Annotated in this window: 13 protein-coding genes and 3 tRNA genes; 7 read left to right on the top strand and 9 right to left on the bottom strand. The window is 61.8% G+C overall.

Translation table 11 applies throughout. The features are described 5' to 3' along the window. Nucleotides 1–7: 7 nt before the first annotated feature. From SB772_RS25885 to SB772_RS25875, 3 genes are all read left to right on the top strand, one after another. Nucleotides 8–274, top strand: a complete 267-nt coding sequence (locus SB772_RS25885) for a hypothetical protein (protein ID WP_410836036.1) — start codon at nucleotides 8–10, stop codon at nucleotides 272–274. A gap of 136 nt (nucleotides 275–410) precedes the next feature. Further along, the gene (locus SB772_RS25880; protein WP_410836035.1) at nucleotides 411–731 is read left to right on the top strand and encodes a helix-turn-helix domain-containing protein; all 321 of its coding nucleotides are present in this window, start codon (nucleotides 411–413) and stop codon (nucleotides 729–731) included. 408 nt (nucleotides 732–1,139) lie between these two features. Then, nucleotides 1,140–1,724 (top strand): phosphoribosyltransferase, encoded by a 585-nt coding sequence (locus SB772_RS25875; protein ID WP_410836034.1) that lies wholly within the window; start codon nucleotides 1,140–1,142, stop codon nucleotides 1,722–1,724. 26 nt (nucleotides 1,725–1,750) lie between these two features. Here SB772_RS25875 and SB772_RS25870 read toward each other — a convergent pair whose 3' ends face one another. From SB772_RS25870 to uvrC, 7 genes are all read right to left on the bottom strand, one after another. Further along, entirely contained in the window at nucleotides 1,751–1,966 is a 216-nt protein-coding gene (locus tag SB772_RS25870; RefSeq protein WP_410836165.1) for a tyrosine-type recombinase/integrase, read from the bottom strand. Beyond that, nucleotides 1,894–2,775 (bottom strand): tyrosine-type recombinase/integrase, encoded by an 882-nt coding sequence (locus tag SB772_RS25865; RefSeq protein WP_410836033.1) that lies wholly within the window; start codon nucleotides 2,773–2,775, stop codon nucleotides 1,894–1,896. Before SB772_RS25865 ends, SB772_RS25870 begins: the two co-directional genes overlap by 73 nt. Before the next feature lie 293 nt (nucleotides 2,776–3,068). Continuing rightward, nucleotides 3,069–3,142: transfer RNA gene (locus SB772_RS25860), tRNA-Cys, on the bottom strand. Nucleotides 3,143–3,246: 104 nt separating this feature from the next. Continuing rightward, a tRNA-Gly gene (locus SB772_RS25855) sits at nucleotides 3,247–3,322 on the bottom strand. A gap of 62 nt (nucleotides 3,323–3,384) precedes the next feature. Further along, nucleotides 3,385–3,460, bottom strand: a tRNA-Gly gene (locus tag SB772_RS25850). A gap of 219 nt (nucleotides 3,461–3,679) precedes the next feature. Beyond that, nucleotides 3,680–4,270 (bottom strand): CDP-diacylglycerol--glycerol-3-phosphate 3-phosphatidyltransferase, encoded by a 591-nt coding sequence (gene pgsA / locus SB772_RS25845; protein ID WP_410836032.1) that lies wholly within the window; start codon nucleotides 4,268–4,270, stop codon nucleotides 3,680–3,682. Between the two features lie 144 nt (nucleotides 4,271–4,414). After that, a complete protein-coding gene (gene uvrC / locus SB772_RS25840) occupies nucleotides 4,415–6,634 on the bottom strand; it encodes an excinuclease ABC subunit UvrC (protein WP_410836031.1) in 2,220 nt (739 codons plus the stop codon). A gap of 265 nt (nucleotides 6,635–6,899) precedes the next feature. Between uvrC and earP the strand changes: the two genes are divergently transcribed. From earP to SB772_RS25820, 4 genes are all read left to right on the top strand, one after another. Next, nucleotides 6,900–8,093 carry an elongation factor P maturation arginine rhamnosyltransferase EarP gene (earP, locus tag SB772_RS25835; RefSeq protein WP_410836164.1) on the top strand — a complete coding sequence of 398 codons (1,194 nt, stop codon included), beginning with the start codon at nucleotides 6,900–6,902 and terminating at the stop codon, nucleotides 8,091–8,093. A gap of 393 nt (nucleotides 8,094–8,486) precedes the next feature. Further along, entirely contained in the window at nucleotides 8,487–9,044 is a 558-nt protein-coding gene (gene efp, locus SB772_RS25830) for an elongation factor P (protein WP_074764902.1), read from the top strand. Between the two features lie 407 nt (nucleotides 9,045–9,451). Further along, entirely contained in the window at nucleotides 9,452–9,646 is a 195-nt protein-coding gene (locus tag SB772_RS25825; RefSeq protein ID WP_410836030.1) for a hypothetical protein, read from the top strand. Nucleotides 9,647–9,660: 14 nt separating this feature from the next. Next, a complete protein-coding gene (locus SB772_RS25820; RefSeq protein ID WP_410836029.1) occupies nucleotides 9,661–11,043 on the top strand; it encodes a sigma-54-dependent transcriptional regulator in 1,383 nt (460 codons plus the stop codon). 128 nt (nucleotides 11,044–11,171) lie between these two features. Here the strand turns inward: SB772_RS25820 and nagZ are convergent, their stop codons facing one another. After that, nucleotides 11,172–12,200, bottom strand: a complete 1,029-nt coding sequence (gene nagZ, locus SB772_RS25815; protein WP_410836028.1) for a beta-N-acetylhexosaminidase — start codon at nucleotides 12,198–12,200, stop codon at nucleotides 11,172–11,174. Between the two features lie 67 nt (nucleotides 12,201–12,267). Continuing rightward, a complete protein-coding gene (acpS, locus tag SB772_RS25810) occupies nucleotides 12,268–12,705 on the bottom strand; it encodes a holo-ACP synthase (RefSeq protein WP_410836027.1) in 438 nt (145 codons plus the stop codon). Between the last annotated feature and the right edge of the window lie 13 nt (nucleotides 12,706–12,718).

Below are 12,718 nucleotides of genomic sequence, written 5' to 3'. Positions count from 1 at the left end.
ACACGAAATGAAGATCACGATTCAGACACCACACCCATGCCGCGGTCGACGGCCGCTCGACACTACCAACGGCAGGTACGCTGAGAAAGTCATAAACGGAAAACGCCAATGGGTTCGTGACCAGGTTGCTTTGCGGGACGAAATTCTAGCCTTGCTGACGCGAGAAGGCGCCCTGCCGAAGAAACGCATCATCATGGCTTTAGCCGCCGCCCAGGTCACGATAGAAACTGCGCTGAGCTCGAGGCAGGCCTCATCGAGCGATATCACGCCATGAGCGTGCGCCGGCGGATGGATCAGCATTGGTGCCTAGCAGGGCATGCGCCGGCAGTCTGCGGTGCGAATTTTCGAGCGATGGAAATTTTGGCCGCGTTTCAAAGGGCCGCAGCGCAGCACGCGGGAGGCGAAGGCGCATGAGAACTTTTGATCTGATTGAGTGCGCGGAGTTTTTGAAGGTCGACCGCAATACAGCGATGAAACTTGCCGGCACAGGCGAACTGCCCGGCGCCAAAGTCGGTCGGGCGTGGGTGTTCCTCGAAGACGACGTCGTCGCCTTTCTCAGAAAAAAAACGCAGGAGCAGTCTCTGGCTCGACTTCAGGGCGCACATGAGCCGGAGACCGACGATCGCATTGCCCAAGCTATCGCCAGGCAAATCGGTACGCCGGATCGACGCAGGCCCGGTCGACGGGCGCGCACGTTGCCGACATTGCCCGAGCTCGCCTGCCCCACGTGACGTCCCAAAAGCGAACCATCGGGTCACGATATAATTTCCGCATGGCGAAACGCACAAAAACATTCATCTCTGACGGGACGTGGTCAACATCTCAATGGAAGTCATTGCTGGGCAAACTTGCACCCAGCAGTGCGCCCATGCGGACATTTGGATTCCCTGCAGACCTGAATGAGCCGCTCTTTCTTTTCAGGGACGACGGCGAACTGAAAAGACACGAGGCGTACAAGGAAGCAAAGTCCGGCGACGTTGGTGCTGCGATTCGCGTCATTCAGGATCTCGCGTTACCCCTGCACAGCGCGGTAATGCAGAAGATGAATTGCCCTTCAGTGGCCCGCCGATCTGATCTTCGTCGCGCCTCATGCTCGCGAGGCGAAAGGCGACAACGCGATCCCGCAGGTTCTGGCGACCATGCTCTCCATCTTGGCCGGTGAGCTGGACGAGAAGATCGTGCAAACAACCAAGGTCTATCACACCGGCGCCGACGCGATGGAACGCCTGATCGCCCGCGCTTCGTTTCAAGGTACTGTTCGACGGGGCGCGAATTACGTTCTTGTTGATGACGTAACTACGCTCGGTGGCACCTTGTGCGACTTGTCGGATTACATCCGACGGTGCGGCGGCAATGTGGTCGGCGCGGTCGTTTTAGTCAACGCAAGTCGGTCTGGTAGACTGTCTGCAGCACCGAAGATTGTGCAACGTTTAGAAAAGGAGTTCGGCCATGTCATACGCGAAACTTTCGGCATCGAGCCGGTTGCGCTCACGGCCGACGAAGCTCAGTACCTCGTCGGCTTCCGTACCATTGAGGAAATCCGAGGTCGCGGTGCTAAAGCAAAGCAAACGACGGATCTCCGACTCCGCGCGGAAGGCATTTTCGTCGCTGAAATCCCCCACCACGGATTCAGGCAAGGGCAAGTGACAATATCCCGCAAAGTACCTTTCCCCGGTGCGAGCGCAATAACCTATGCGCACTGGAGCAGGAAACGTAAGAAGTAACAGGCCGCCGCAAGGCGGCCTTTGTTTTACCAGAGTCGCACGGCCAAGTCGCTGCCACGTAGATTGGAGTAGCGCATGAGCACTTTCGTGTTCGAGTGCCCGGTAATCTTCGCGATCTGGACATCGGACAGCGAAGTGCGCTCATAAAGTCGAGACGTAGCCTCATGTCTTAGGTCATGAAACTTGAAGTCGCCACACCCCGCCGCATCAAAGATGCGCCCGAACTGGCCCGATAACCGCACCGACACGCCGGCCAGCACCTTCCGATCGCGCGACCCGTCCCACCAGGAAAAATCCGGCCACCGTCGAATCTGAATCCATCCATTTCAGCGTCACGATCCTTCACCAGCTCGACGTAATCCTCAAACGCCTGCAAGGCGACGGTTGTCAGCGGCACTTGCCGCTTGCTGCCGTTTTTCGTCTTGTCGAGAAACACGGTCCTGCGGTTGACGTCCACCTGGGCGAAATCGAGCGTGTACATTTCGCGCATCCGCATAGCTGACTCGATGCCAAGCTCGAACAGGAAAACCATCGCCGGCCGATAATTCAGGTCGGGGCCACGCTGCCGGTTTTCTGGTTTCTCACCGGCAAGGATCCGCCTCACGACCTTCTCTTCATTCGCGAACAAGCGGCGATCGCGGTATTCGTCTTCCTTTGGCTCCTTATCCTGTGCACGCACGGCCGCCGAGTCTTCGTCGGTATAGGTCGCGTAGCGCTTCGGCAGTAGGCGCAATGGATTGGTCGCCAGGGATGGTGTACCGGACCGCACGACCCAATCAAAACATCGCGCCAGTGCACCGACGTAATGGCGGATCGTCGACGGCGCCATCACGTCTTTGCGCTTCATGCTTTTGACCCAGCCTTCAGCCCATTGATAATCGATGACCGTCAGCGCTTGCCCAGTCCATCGGCCGATAAGCGCGTTGAGCAACGAAACATCCGAATCGGGCAGCGACACCTTGGTCATGTAAGAGCGAATCGCATCGTCAACGGTCACCAAATCGCTACGGCGTGCGACGAGATCTTCCGGAAGTATGCCGGCATCGAGCATCTGCTCCAGACGCCTGACGTATGTGTCGCCCTCCTCCTCCGTGTCGAAGGTCAGGGAAAGTGGCTTTGGCAGAATGCCTTTGCGCCGGATGATGTATTCCCACGTCCCGGACGGACGCATTCTTTTTGTGGACATAGCCCCGAAGCGAAACTCACGCGAACGGCCAATGAGCCGATACGCGAGTGGTTTTGCGCTTTTCTTGAGTGGTTACAAACAGCTTTCTACCACTTTAGAGGACATATTTGGAATTGGCGCAGCAAAAAGAAAAGCCCTGACGAATCAGGGCTTTAAGGTGGAGGCGCGAGCCGGAGTCGAACCGGCCTAAACGGCTTTGCAGGCCGCTGCATAACCGCTTTGCTATCGCGCCGCAAGCGGACTGGAACCTAGCTACAGATTCTCAGGTTTGTCTGGCGGCCGACCGGGACAACCGGGCCACCAAACAAAAAGGGAAGCGTTGCTTCCCCTAATGTGTGGAGCGGGAGACGAGGCTCGAACTCGCGACCTCAACCTTGGCAAGGTTGCGCTCTACCAACTGAGCTACTCCCGCATGGTACTGCTTCGCAACGCCTTGCATTTTTACTTCGCAAAACAACGCGCTGCTTCGAAAACTGGAGCGGGAGACGAGGCTCGAACTCGCGACCTCAACCTTGGCAAGGTTGCGCTCTACCAACTGAGCTACTCCCGCGTATTGCTACTTAACTGCTGCCTCTAATTGCCATCAATTAGCTGCAACTACTGCCTTACTGCTACCGATGTTTCGCGACGTTTCGAACTGCTCGCATCGGAGAAACGAGATTATGGAGAAACGACCGAAACGTGTCAACCCCTTTTGCGGATGTCTTTAACTGAACAGATTTCACTCACGCTTCGGTTGCCGTTCGATTTCTGATCCGTCGCCATTCACTCAGGCAACGCCGCCCCGCTCGCGGATCTGCGGCCACGCGAGCTTCATGTAGTAGAGCATCGACCAGATCGTCAGGAAGGCGGCCAGATAGATCAGCCACAGCCCCCACACACGCGTGTCGACAAAGACGCCGCCGAACGGCAGCTGACCGTAGAACAGCAGCATCGGAATCGCGACCATCTGGCACACGGTCTTGAACTTGCCGAGCGAATTCACCGCGACGCTCTTCGACGCGCCGATCTGCGCCATCCATTCGCGCAGCGCCGAGATTGCGATTTCTCGTCCGACGATCACCAGCGCAATCGCCGAATCGATCCGCGCGAGTTGCACCAGCACGAGCAGCGCGGCGGTCACCATCAGCTTGTCGGCAACCGGATCGAGAAAAGCGCCGAATGCCGAGGTCTGATTCCATTTGCGCGCCAGGAAGCCGTCGAACCAGTCAGTCAGGGCCGCCAGAATGAAGATCGCCGCGGCCGCCATATTGCGGTGCGCGGGGCTCATCATCATGTCGGGCAGATAAAACACCCCGACGACGAGCGGAATCAGGACGATTCGCAGCCAGGTCAGGAAAATCGGAAAGTTAAACGGCATGGGCAGGCGCAGCGTCTGACAAGGGAGATGCAATTGTGCCGTGTCATAAGGCCTGCCACAAGCAAAGCGGCGCGTGGGGTCTGGCACGCGCGCCGCCATCGTGCTGCTTCGCGGCGGCTCTATAGGCAGCCGGGCGCCACAGGATCAGTGCAATTGCCGATAGATTTGTTCGGCGAGCGCCTGCGAAATCCCCTCGACGCTCGCAAGATCTTCGACGCTTGCCGCGACCACGCCTCGTAATCCGCCGAAGCGCGCGAGCAGCCGCTGACGGCGCTTCGCGCCCACGCCTTCGAGTTCCTCGAGCCGCGAGGTCTGCCGCGTCCTGGCGCGCTTCGCGCGCATGCCGGTGATGGCAAAGCGATGCGCCTCGTCGCGGATTTGCGCGACCAGCATCAGCGCCGCGCTCTCCTTACCGAGTTCGAGCGGCGCGCGGCCGTCCGCGAAAATCAGTGTCTCGAGACCGACCTTGCGCCCCTCGCCTTTCGCGACGCCGACCAGCATGCCCGTATCGAGACCCAGTTCCGTGAACACCTGGCGCGCGATTTCGACCTGGCCCTTGCCGCCGTCGATCAGCACGATGGTCGGCAAGATACCGCCCACCGCGACCGGCTCGGCAACGTCGGGCATGAGCGCGGGGTCGCTGGTCCCCGGAGCGCCGGCCGCCGGATCACCTGTCGCGCCGGTTTGCAACTCGGCCGTTTCGTCGGCGGCATTCGCGGCGGCTTGCGCGACCATCTTCTCGTAGCGCCGCGTGAGCACCTGACGCATCGCTGCGTAGTCGTCGCCGGGTGTGATGCCGGTGATGTTGTAGCGCCGGTACTCGGAGGACTGCATCTTGTGGTGGTGATACACCACGCACGACGCCTGCGTCGCCTCGCCCATCGTGTGGCTGATGTCGAAGCATTCGATACGCAGATGCGCGAGATCGTCGCACTCCATGCCGAGCGTGTCGGTGAGCGCGCGCGTGCGCGCCTGCTGCGAACCTTGTTCCGACAGCAGGCGTGCGAGCGCGAGCCGCGCGTTCTGCTCGGCCATCGCAAGCCACGCACGCCGTTGACCTTGCGGCTGGCGCAGCACCGTCACCTTGTGGCCGGCCTGTTCGATCAGCACATCGACCAGCTCGCGCGTGGCCGGCGCGTGGCTGACCACCAGCACCGGCGGCACGCGATTGCCGAGGTAATGCTGCGCGATGAACGCTTCGAGAACTTCGGATTCGATGCCGCCGGCGGCGTGGCCTTTGCGTGGCTTCGAGGGAACGACTGCGTCGTCCGTGTCGAGGTCGGCTTGCACGGCTGCATCTTCTTCGTCATCTTCCGACGGCATCTCTTGCGCGATAGCGAGGGCGTCGGCGGTGTCTGAAGCATCAGCCGCGCGGGTTTCAGCGCCGGCTTGCGCTTCGTTCGACGTCGAGCCCGCGCCGCCGGCGGCATCGGCCAGTACTTCGGCGCCTGTTTCGAGACCGCCCTCGTCCGCAGTCAGCGCGCTTTCCACATGGGCCGGAAAGTACGCCTTGTCGCCCAGGTGCCGTCCACCGCGCACCATCGCGAGATTCACGCACACGCGTCCGCCGAGCGCGACCACCGCGAGAATATCGACGTCGCTATCGCTGCCGACTTCGATCGCCTGCTGATGCAGCACTGTCGACAGCGAACTCATCTGGTTGCGCACTGCCGCCGCCTGCTCGAACTTCAACTCGCTCGCGAACGCGTGCATTTTCTGCTCGAGCTCGTTCATCACCTCGCCCTGCCGGCCGAGCAGGAAGCGCGACGCATTGGCGACGTCGCGCGCGTAATCCTCTTCGCTGATCGCTCCGACGCACGGCGCCGTGCAACGGCCGATCTGATGCAGCAGACAGGGCCGCGTGCGGTTGTTGAACACAGAGTCTTCACACGTGCGCAGCTGGAATACGCGCTGCAGGATCTGGATGCTCTCGCGCACCGCCCACGCGCTCGGGAAGGGCCCGAAGTACTGATTCTTGCGATCCACCGAGCCGCGGTAATACGCCATGCGCGGAAACCGATGGCCGGTCAGCTTCAGGTACGGATACGACTTGTCGTCGCGAAACAGAATGTTGTAGCGCGGCGTCAGCGCCTTGATCAGATTGTTTTCGAGCAGCAGCGCTTCGGCCTCGGAGCGCGTCACGGTGGTCTCGATGCGCACAATGCGCGTCACCATCATCGCGATGCGCGGCGACAGTTGCGTCTTCGTGAAGTAGCTCGAGACGCGCTTCTTGAGGTCGCGTGCCTTGCCCACGTAGAGCACCGCGCCGTGCGTATCGTAATAGCGATAGACGCCGGGCAGATGCGGCAATTGGGCGAGCACTTTTTTCGGCTCGAAAGCGTCGGTGGCTTCGGGTTCGGTCATGCAGAATCGGTTGGATGGGACAGTGTCGCGTCGCCTAGGCCCGAGTGCGGCGTGCTTAGGGATCACTGAGTGATCACTTCGGCGCGCAACCGCGGACGAGTGCTTTAGAATCGCCAGTTTAGAACATTCCGCGTGCGTTCGAACCCCGCGGCATCGAATGGCGCAACGCGTCGGCATAAGCCGATGACCGAAGCCAGCCGCACTGCTCGGCCGCATGACTAAATCGCGAACCGCGCGCCCGTTCGAACCCGCGACCCAAGCCACCATGTCCTCCGTTACGCCCCTTCCCGAACAATCGACCACCGCGCCGACTGCGATCGCCTGCGATATCTTTTGCGCGGTGATCGACAATTTCGGCGACATCGGCGTGTGCTGGCGCCTCGCGCGTCAACTGGCGAGCGAGCACGGCTGGCAAGTGCGCGTGTTCGTCGACGACCTGCACGCGTTTCACACGCTTTGCCCGTCGCTTTCGGTCGATCGCGCGCGCCAGGCGATCGGCGGCATTGTCATCGAACATTGGCACGCGCCGACGCACGCGGGCGAAACGCTCGAAGTGGCCGATGTCGTAATCGAGGCGTTCGCATGCGAGCTGCCGCCGATCTATGTCGCCGCGATGGCGCGACGCGAGAACACGCCGGTGTGGCTCAACCTCGAATATCTGAGCGCGGAAGACTGGGTCGCGGATTTTCATCTGCGGCCATCGCCACATCCGCGCTACCCACTGACGAAAACGTTCTTCTTTCCGGGACTGGGCCCCGGCACCGGCGGCGTGCTGAAGGAACGGCATCTCGACGCCACGCGGGCGGCCTTCGGAGCATCGCAGCCTGCCCGCGAAGCCTGGTGGCTGACGGCTACCGGCCGTACGCCGCCACCCGCCCAGGCCACAGTCGTTTCCCTATTCGCCTACGAGAACCCCGCCGTCGGCGGTTTGCTCGAACAATGGCGCGATAGCGCCGAACCGGTCGTGCTGCTGGTGCCGGAAGGCCGTATCTCGGGCGCGGTCGCGCATTTTTTCGGGCTGCCGTCGTTTGCCGCCGGCGCGCACGCCGAGCGTGGCAGCCTCACCGCCCACGCGCTCGCTTTTACCGACCAACCCGGCTACGACGCGCTGCTATGGGCCAGCGACGTCAATTTCGTGCGCGGCGAGGATTCGTTCGTCCGCGCACAATGGGCCGCGAAGCCTTTCGTTTGGCACATCTACCCGCAAGCCGACGACGCCCATCTGCCGAAGCTCGACGCCGCGCTCGCCCATTACGCCCGCACCCTGCCCGCCGACGCGCGCGACGCACTCGCGCGCTTCTGGCACGCATGGAACGGCGCCGGTCAGCCGGACTGGGCGGATTTTCAGCGCCACCGTGCCGTCCTGAAGCAACGCGCGGCCGAATGGGGGCACGAATTGGCGCAAGTGGGCGACCTCGCCGGAAATCTGGCCTTGTTCGCAAAAAGTCAGTTAAAATAAGCGGTTATCCAACGGCCGACGACGCAAGCGCGGCTCGATCGCAGCAGCAAAACCCGGCGAACTCCGGCATCGGACGATGCATCATCTGCACCTGGCTGGCTAATTGGGTGGCAGACGAGTGACAGAGACGCTGTAGAAATGTCAAAAAGGGACGCATGCTGCGTATCGGCGCCACTCGCGTGCACGCCCGCACAGGGTAAAAGCAGGTAACGGGATTGCAGGATAGAAGAACCGCCGCGGGCAACCGCGGCAAGCCGGCCACGCTTCACGCACTATTCCCGGCCCAGCCGCTCCTGACCGGCGCGGCGCCGAAGTGCGAGAAGCGCCGAAGCCGCTTGCGCCGTATGCCGTTGAGCAAAAGTTGAAGCTACTTATTTCGTACAGGACTGTTTTATGAAGACCGCACAGGAACTCCGCACTGGCAACGTAGTGATGATCGGCGCAGACGCGATGGTCGTGCAAAAGGCCGAATACAACAAATCGGGCCGCAACTCCGCCGTCGTGAAGATGAAGTTCAAGAACCTGCTGACCGGCGCAGGCATGGAAAGCGTGTACAAGGCAGACGACAAGTTCGACGTCGTCGTGCTGGAACGCAAGGAAGTGACGTACTCGTACTTCGCTGACCCGATGTACGTGTTCATGGACGCTGACTACAACCAGTTCGAAGTCGAAGGCGAAATGATGGGTGACGCCCTTCATTACCTCGAAGACGGCATGGCTTGCGAAGTCGTGTTCTACAACGAGAAAGCCATCTCGGTCGAACTGCCGACCACGCTGGTCCGCGAAATCATCTACACGGAACCGGCTGTCAAGGGCGATACGTCGTCGGGCAAGGTGTTGAAGAACGCCAAGCTGACCACCGGTTTCGAACTGCAGGTGCCGCTCTTCTGCAACATCGGCGACAAGATCGAAATCGACACGCGTACGCACGAGTACCGCAGCCGCGCCTGAACGCTGACCAGACTGCTGAATCCTGCGCCGGCGCCACGCCGGCGTGGCGATAAAAAAATGCGACAAAAAAAAGCGCCCACTTTGGGCGCTTTTTCTTTTTTGCGCCGCCGTGTATGGTTGAGGAAAACTTTACCGGCAACCTTCCCGAAAATGCCAATTCGCCGATCTCGCCTTCCGCCTCGTATCCCTCAAACCATTGATAAGCTTAAGTAAATGGCTGTGGCACAGTCCCTGCTATCTCGGAGTCATAGACCTACCCGGATTTATTTTCCTCAAATCCGGGGATGCGGTATGAATAACGACAAAAGCCGGGATACCTGACCGGCTGAATGAAGGAAGTACAGGCGCCCTGTCCATGGGTTCTCGAGAGCCAGACACCTGACCGAATTACAAAGGACCAAAACAACATGAGTCGAATCGCCGTCGCACGTATCACGCCGCGTTCATGCCCGCCGGTCGGCCGCAATTGCGCCGCCCTGGCAGACACTGCTCGCGCGGCGCGGCGTTCGACCGACCGTTCGACCGACAGTACCGGCCAGCCATCGCGCCTATGCCGCACGCCGGAGTACCGGCTGTGCGAAGCGGGTATTCCGTCCATCTAAAAATTGCGCTCGCTATGCCACATGCCCTGATTGTTGAAGACGATCCCAATAGCCTGTCAGGCCTGTCCGCCATCCTCGCTGCCGACGGCTTCTCCGTCGACACCGCGACTACGATCGCCGAGGCCCGGGCCGCGCTGACGCGCTTCATTCCCGACGTCGTGCTGGTCGACCTGAATCTGCCGGACGGCAGCGGGCTCGATCTGCTGCAGCACCTGCCCGCCCATCCACCCGGTGGCGCCTTGCCCGTGATCGTGATGACCGGCAATGCGACGGTCGAGAGCGCGATCGAGGGCTTGCGGCACGGTATCTGGGACTACCTGCTCAAGCCGGTCAACATTCCGCGCCTGCGCAGCCTGCTCGCGCGGATTCCGCGTCCGTACGAACTGACCGAGGAAGTACAGACGCTGCGCGCGTCGCTGCGCCAGCTTGGGCGTTTCGGCGCGATGCTCGGCAGAAGCGGTGCGATTCAGCACGTGTACGACACGATCGAACGTATCGCGCCGACTGAAGCCGCCGTGCTGATTGCCGGCGAAACCGGCACCGGCAAGCAGGTCGCCGCGCGCACGCTGCACGACATGAGCCGGCGCCGCAAAGGCCCGTTCGTGACGTTCGATTGCCGTGCCGCGACCAGCGTCGCCGCGCAGCGTTCGCTCGACAGCCTGATGTTCGGCCACGAGCGTGGTGCGTTCAGCGGCGCCGAGCAGCGCGAGCCGGGTCTGTTCGAGCTGGCGAGCGGCGGCACGCTGTTCATCGACGAAATCGCCGAACTGCCGCGTGCGCAACAGGAAGCGCTGCTGCGCGCGCTCGATTCGCAAACCTTCATGCGGGTCGGCGGTACGCACCAGGTCGTGACGGACTTCCGGCTGATCGCGTCGACGCGCAAGATGCCGCGTGCGGCAGTCGCCGACGGCAGCCTGCACGCAGACCTCGCGTTGCGCCTCGAAGCCGCCGCGGTGACGCTGCCGCCGCTGCGCGAACGCGCCGACGACGCGGCGCTGATCGCGCAAGCTGTCGTCGACGAGTTGAATCAGGAGGCAACCGCGCGCGGCACCGTGGAAGCCGCCAAGCAGGTCGGACCGAATTTCCTGCGCGAATGCCTCGCCTATGAATGGCCGGGCAACGTGCGCGAATTGCAGGACCGCGTGCGGCGCGCTTATCATGCGTCGGGCGATGTGCTGGAATCGTTGCGCGCCGACGAAGCGGGTTCGGTCAACGGCCGCGATCTGAGCGGCAGCCGCGTGCAGGTGACGGTCGGCACGCCGCTCGCCGACGTCGAGGAAATGCTGATTCGCGCGACGCTCGATGCGGTCGGCGGTACGCGGCATCGCGCGGCGTCGCTGCTGGGGATCAGTCCGAAGACGCTTTACAACAAGCTGCAACGGATGCGGTTGAACTGAGTTCTGCTGCTCTCGCCGGAGAGCTTGAAAAGCCTGGATGGAAAACGGCGCCTTCAAGGCGCCGTTTTTTAGTCTGACTCGATGTCCTGCTCAGCGCGTTAGGCAAATTTGGGCAAACTTTGGCAAACTTACGCAAATGCGCTACGCAGCAATGCCTGCGCTTGCAGATATTGCGGATCGGCCACCAGCTTGCTCCACTTGAGCGCCTTGCCGCGCGGTCGCATGCGCGCGAGACGCCGCTGCGACTCCTTCGACGGCGTGAAGCGCAGCGCGTCGAGCACCTTCTCCGCTTCGTCCGGCTGATTGCAGATCAGCACCATGTCGCAACCGGCCTGCAAGGCGGCGCTCGCGCCTTCGGTCAACGTACCGCCTTGACGCGCGGCTTCCATCGACAGATCGTCGCTGAAAATCGCGCCTTCGAAGCGCAGCTTCTTACGCAAAATGTCCTGTAGCCAGACACGCGAGAAACCCGCTGGCTTCGAGTCGACTTGCGGGTAGACGACGTGCGCCGGAAGCACCGAACCGAGCGCCAGATCGAGCCAGTCATACGGCGCCACGTCGTCGCGCAGGATCTCGTCAAGCGTTCGATCGTCGACCGGCATGGCGACGTGCGAGTCTGCATGCGCGAAGCCGTGCCCAGGGAAGTGTTTGCCGCAATTGCTCATGCCCGCCAGCGCGAGACCATGGTTGAGGCTTTTCGCCAGCAAGGTCACGACGCGCGGATCGCGGTGAAACGAGCGATCGCCGATCACCTGCGACTGGCCATAGTTCAGATCGAGCACAGGCGTGAAACTCATATCGATGCCGCACGCGCGCAACTCCGTGGCGAGGATATAACCGACCGCTGTCGTCACTTTGGTGGCGTGCAGCACATCGCTGTCCCACAGCGCGCCGAGCTTGCCCATTGCCGGCAGCACCGTGAAGCCGTCGGTGCGAAAGCGCTGCACGCGGCCGCCTTCGTGATCGACGGCGATCAGCAGATCCTCGCGGATCGCGCGGATCGAATCGGTCAGCGCGATCAATTGGGCGCGGCTCTCGTAGTGGCGCGCGAACAGGATCACGCCGCCGGTCATCGGATGGGCAAGGCGGCGCTTGTCGTCGTCGTTCAGCGTGGTGCCGACCACGTCGAGCATCACCGGTCCGGGAATGGTTTTCATCGAATTCCGCTACAAAAGAAGCCAGGACAAAGAGAGACGCGGCCGGCGTGCGCCGCGTTCAAAGTATTCAATTGACGTCGGCGTCCGGCGCGCTCACTGCGTGCACTGCTTGCGCCGTTTCCGCGATCACGAACGACACCGCGTAGTCGCGTTCGTCGCTGATCGTCACGCGTGCCGTGATGCCGCGCGCGTCGAGCCATTCGGCCAGTTCGCCCGAGGCCACCACCATCGGCTCGCCGCTCGGCTTGTTGAGCGTTTGCAGCGCGCGCCAGGTCATGGGCCAGTGCATGCCGAGGCCGATCGCTTTCGAGAATGCTTCTTTGGCGGAGAAGCGCGTGGCGAGAAACGCCAGACCGCGCGCCGCCGAACGGGCCTCGCGGGCGTGATAGATACGCAGTTCGTCCGGGCCGAGCACCTTCTCGGCGAAGCGGCCGTTGGTGCGCGTCATCACCGCGGCCACGCGGCTGACCTGAACGATGTCCGTGCCGATGCCGTAGATCGCCATGCGCGGCGCCGCG

This window comes from Paraburkholderia sp. SIMBA_030, from assembly GCF_046535245.1.
Taxonomy (GTDB): Bacteria; Pseudomonadota; Gammaproteobacteria; order Burkholderiales; family Burkholderiaceae; genus Paraburkholderia.
The sequence above is the reverse complement of the archived record's forward strand: the minus strand, read 5'-3'. Positions and strand labels throughout refer to the sequence as shown.

Bases quoted from the DNA above. Each gene is read 5' to 3' on its own strand.
- SB772_RS25885 (WP_410836036.1), top strand. From the start codon at position 8: ATGAAGATCACGATTCAGACACCACACCCATGCCGCGGTCGACGGCCG.
- SB772_RS25880 (WP_410836035.1), top strand. From the start codon at position 411: ATGAGAACTTTTGATCTGATTGAGTGCGCGGAGTTTTTGAAGGTCGAC.
- SB772_RS25875 (WP_410836034.1), top strand. From the start codon at position 1,140: ATGCTCTCCATCTTGGCCGGTGAGCTGGACGAGAAGATCGTGCAAACA.
- SB772_RS25865 (WP_410836033.1), bottom strand. From the start codon at position 2,775: ATGCTCGATGCCGGCATACTTCCGGAAGATCTCGTCGCACGCCGTAGC.
- pgsA (WP_410836032.1), bottom strand. From the start codon at position 4,270: ATGCCGTTTAACTTTCCGATTTTCCTGACCTGGCTGCGAATCGTCCTG.
- uvrC (WP_410836031.1), bottom strand. From the start codon at position 6,634: ATGACCGAACCCGAAGCCACCGACGCTTTCGAGCCGAAAAAAGTGCTC.
- earP (WP_410836164.1), top strand. From the start codon at position 6,900: ATGTCCTCCGTTACGCCCCTTCCCGAACAATCGACCACCGCGCCGACT.
- efp (WP_074764902.1), top strand. From the start codon at position 8,487: ATGAAGACCGCACAGGAACTCCGCACTGGCAACGTAGTGATGATCGGC.
- SB772_RS25825 (WP_410836030.1), top strand. From the start codon at position 9,452: ATGAGTCGAATCGCCGTCGCACGTATCACGCCGCGTTCATGCCCGCCG.
- SB772_RS25820 (WP_410836029.1), top strand. From the start codon at position 9,661: ATGCCACATGCCCTGATTGTTGAAGACGATCCCAATAGCCTGTCAGGC.
- nagZ (WP_410836028.1), bottom strand. From the start codon at position 12,200: ATGAAAACCATTCCCGGACCGGTGATGCTCGACGTGGTCGGCACCACG.
- acpS (WP_410836027.1), bottom strand. From the start codon at position 12,705: ATGGCGATCTACGGCATCGGCACGGACATCGTTCAGGTCAGCCGCGTG.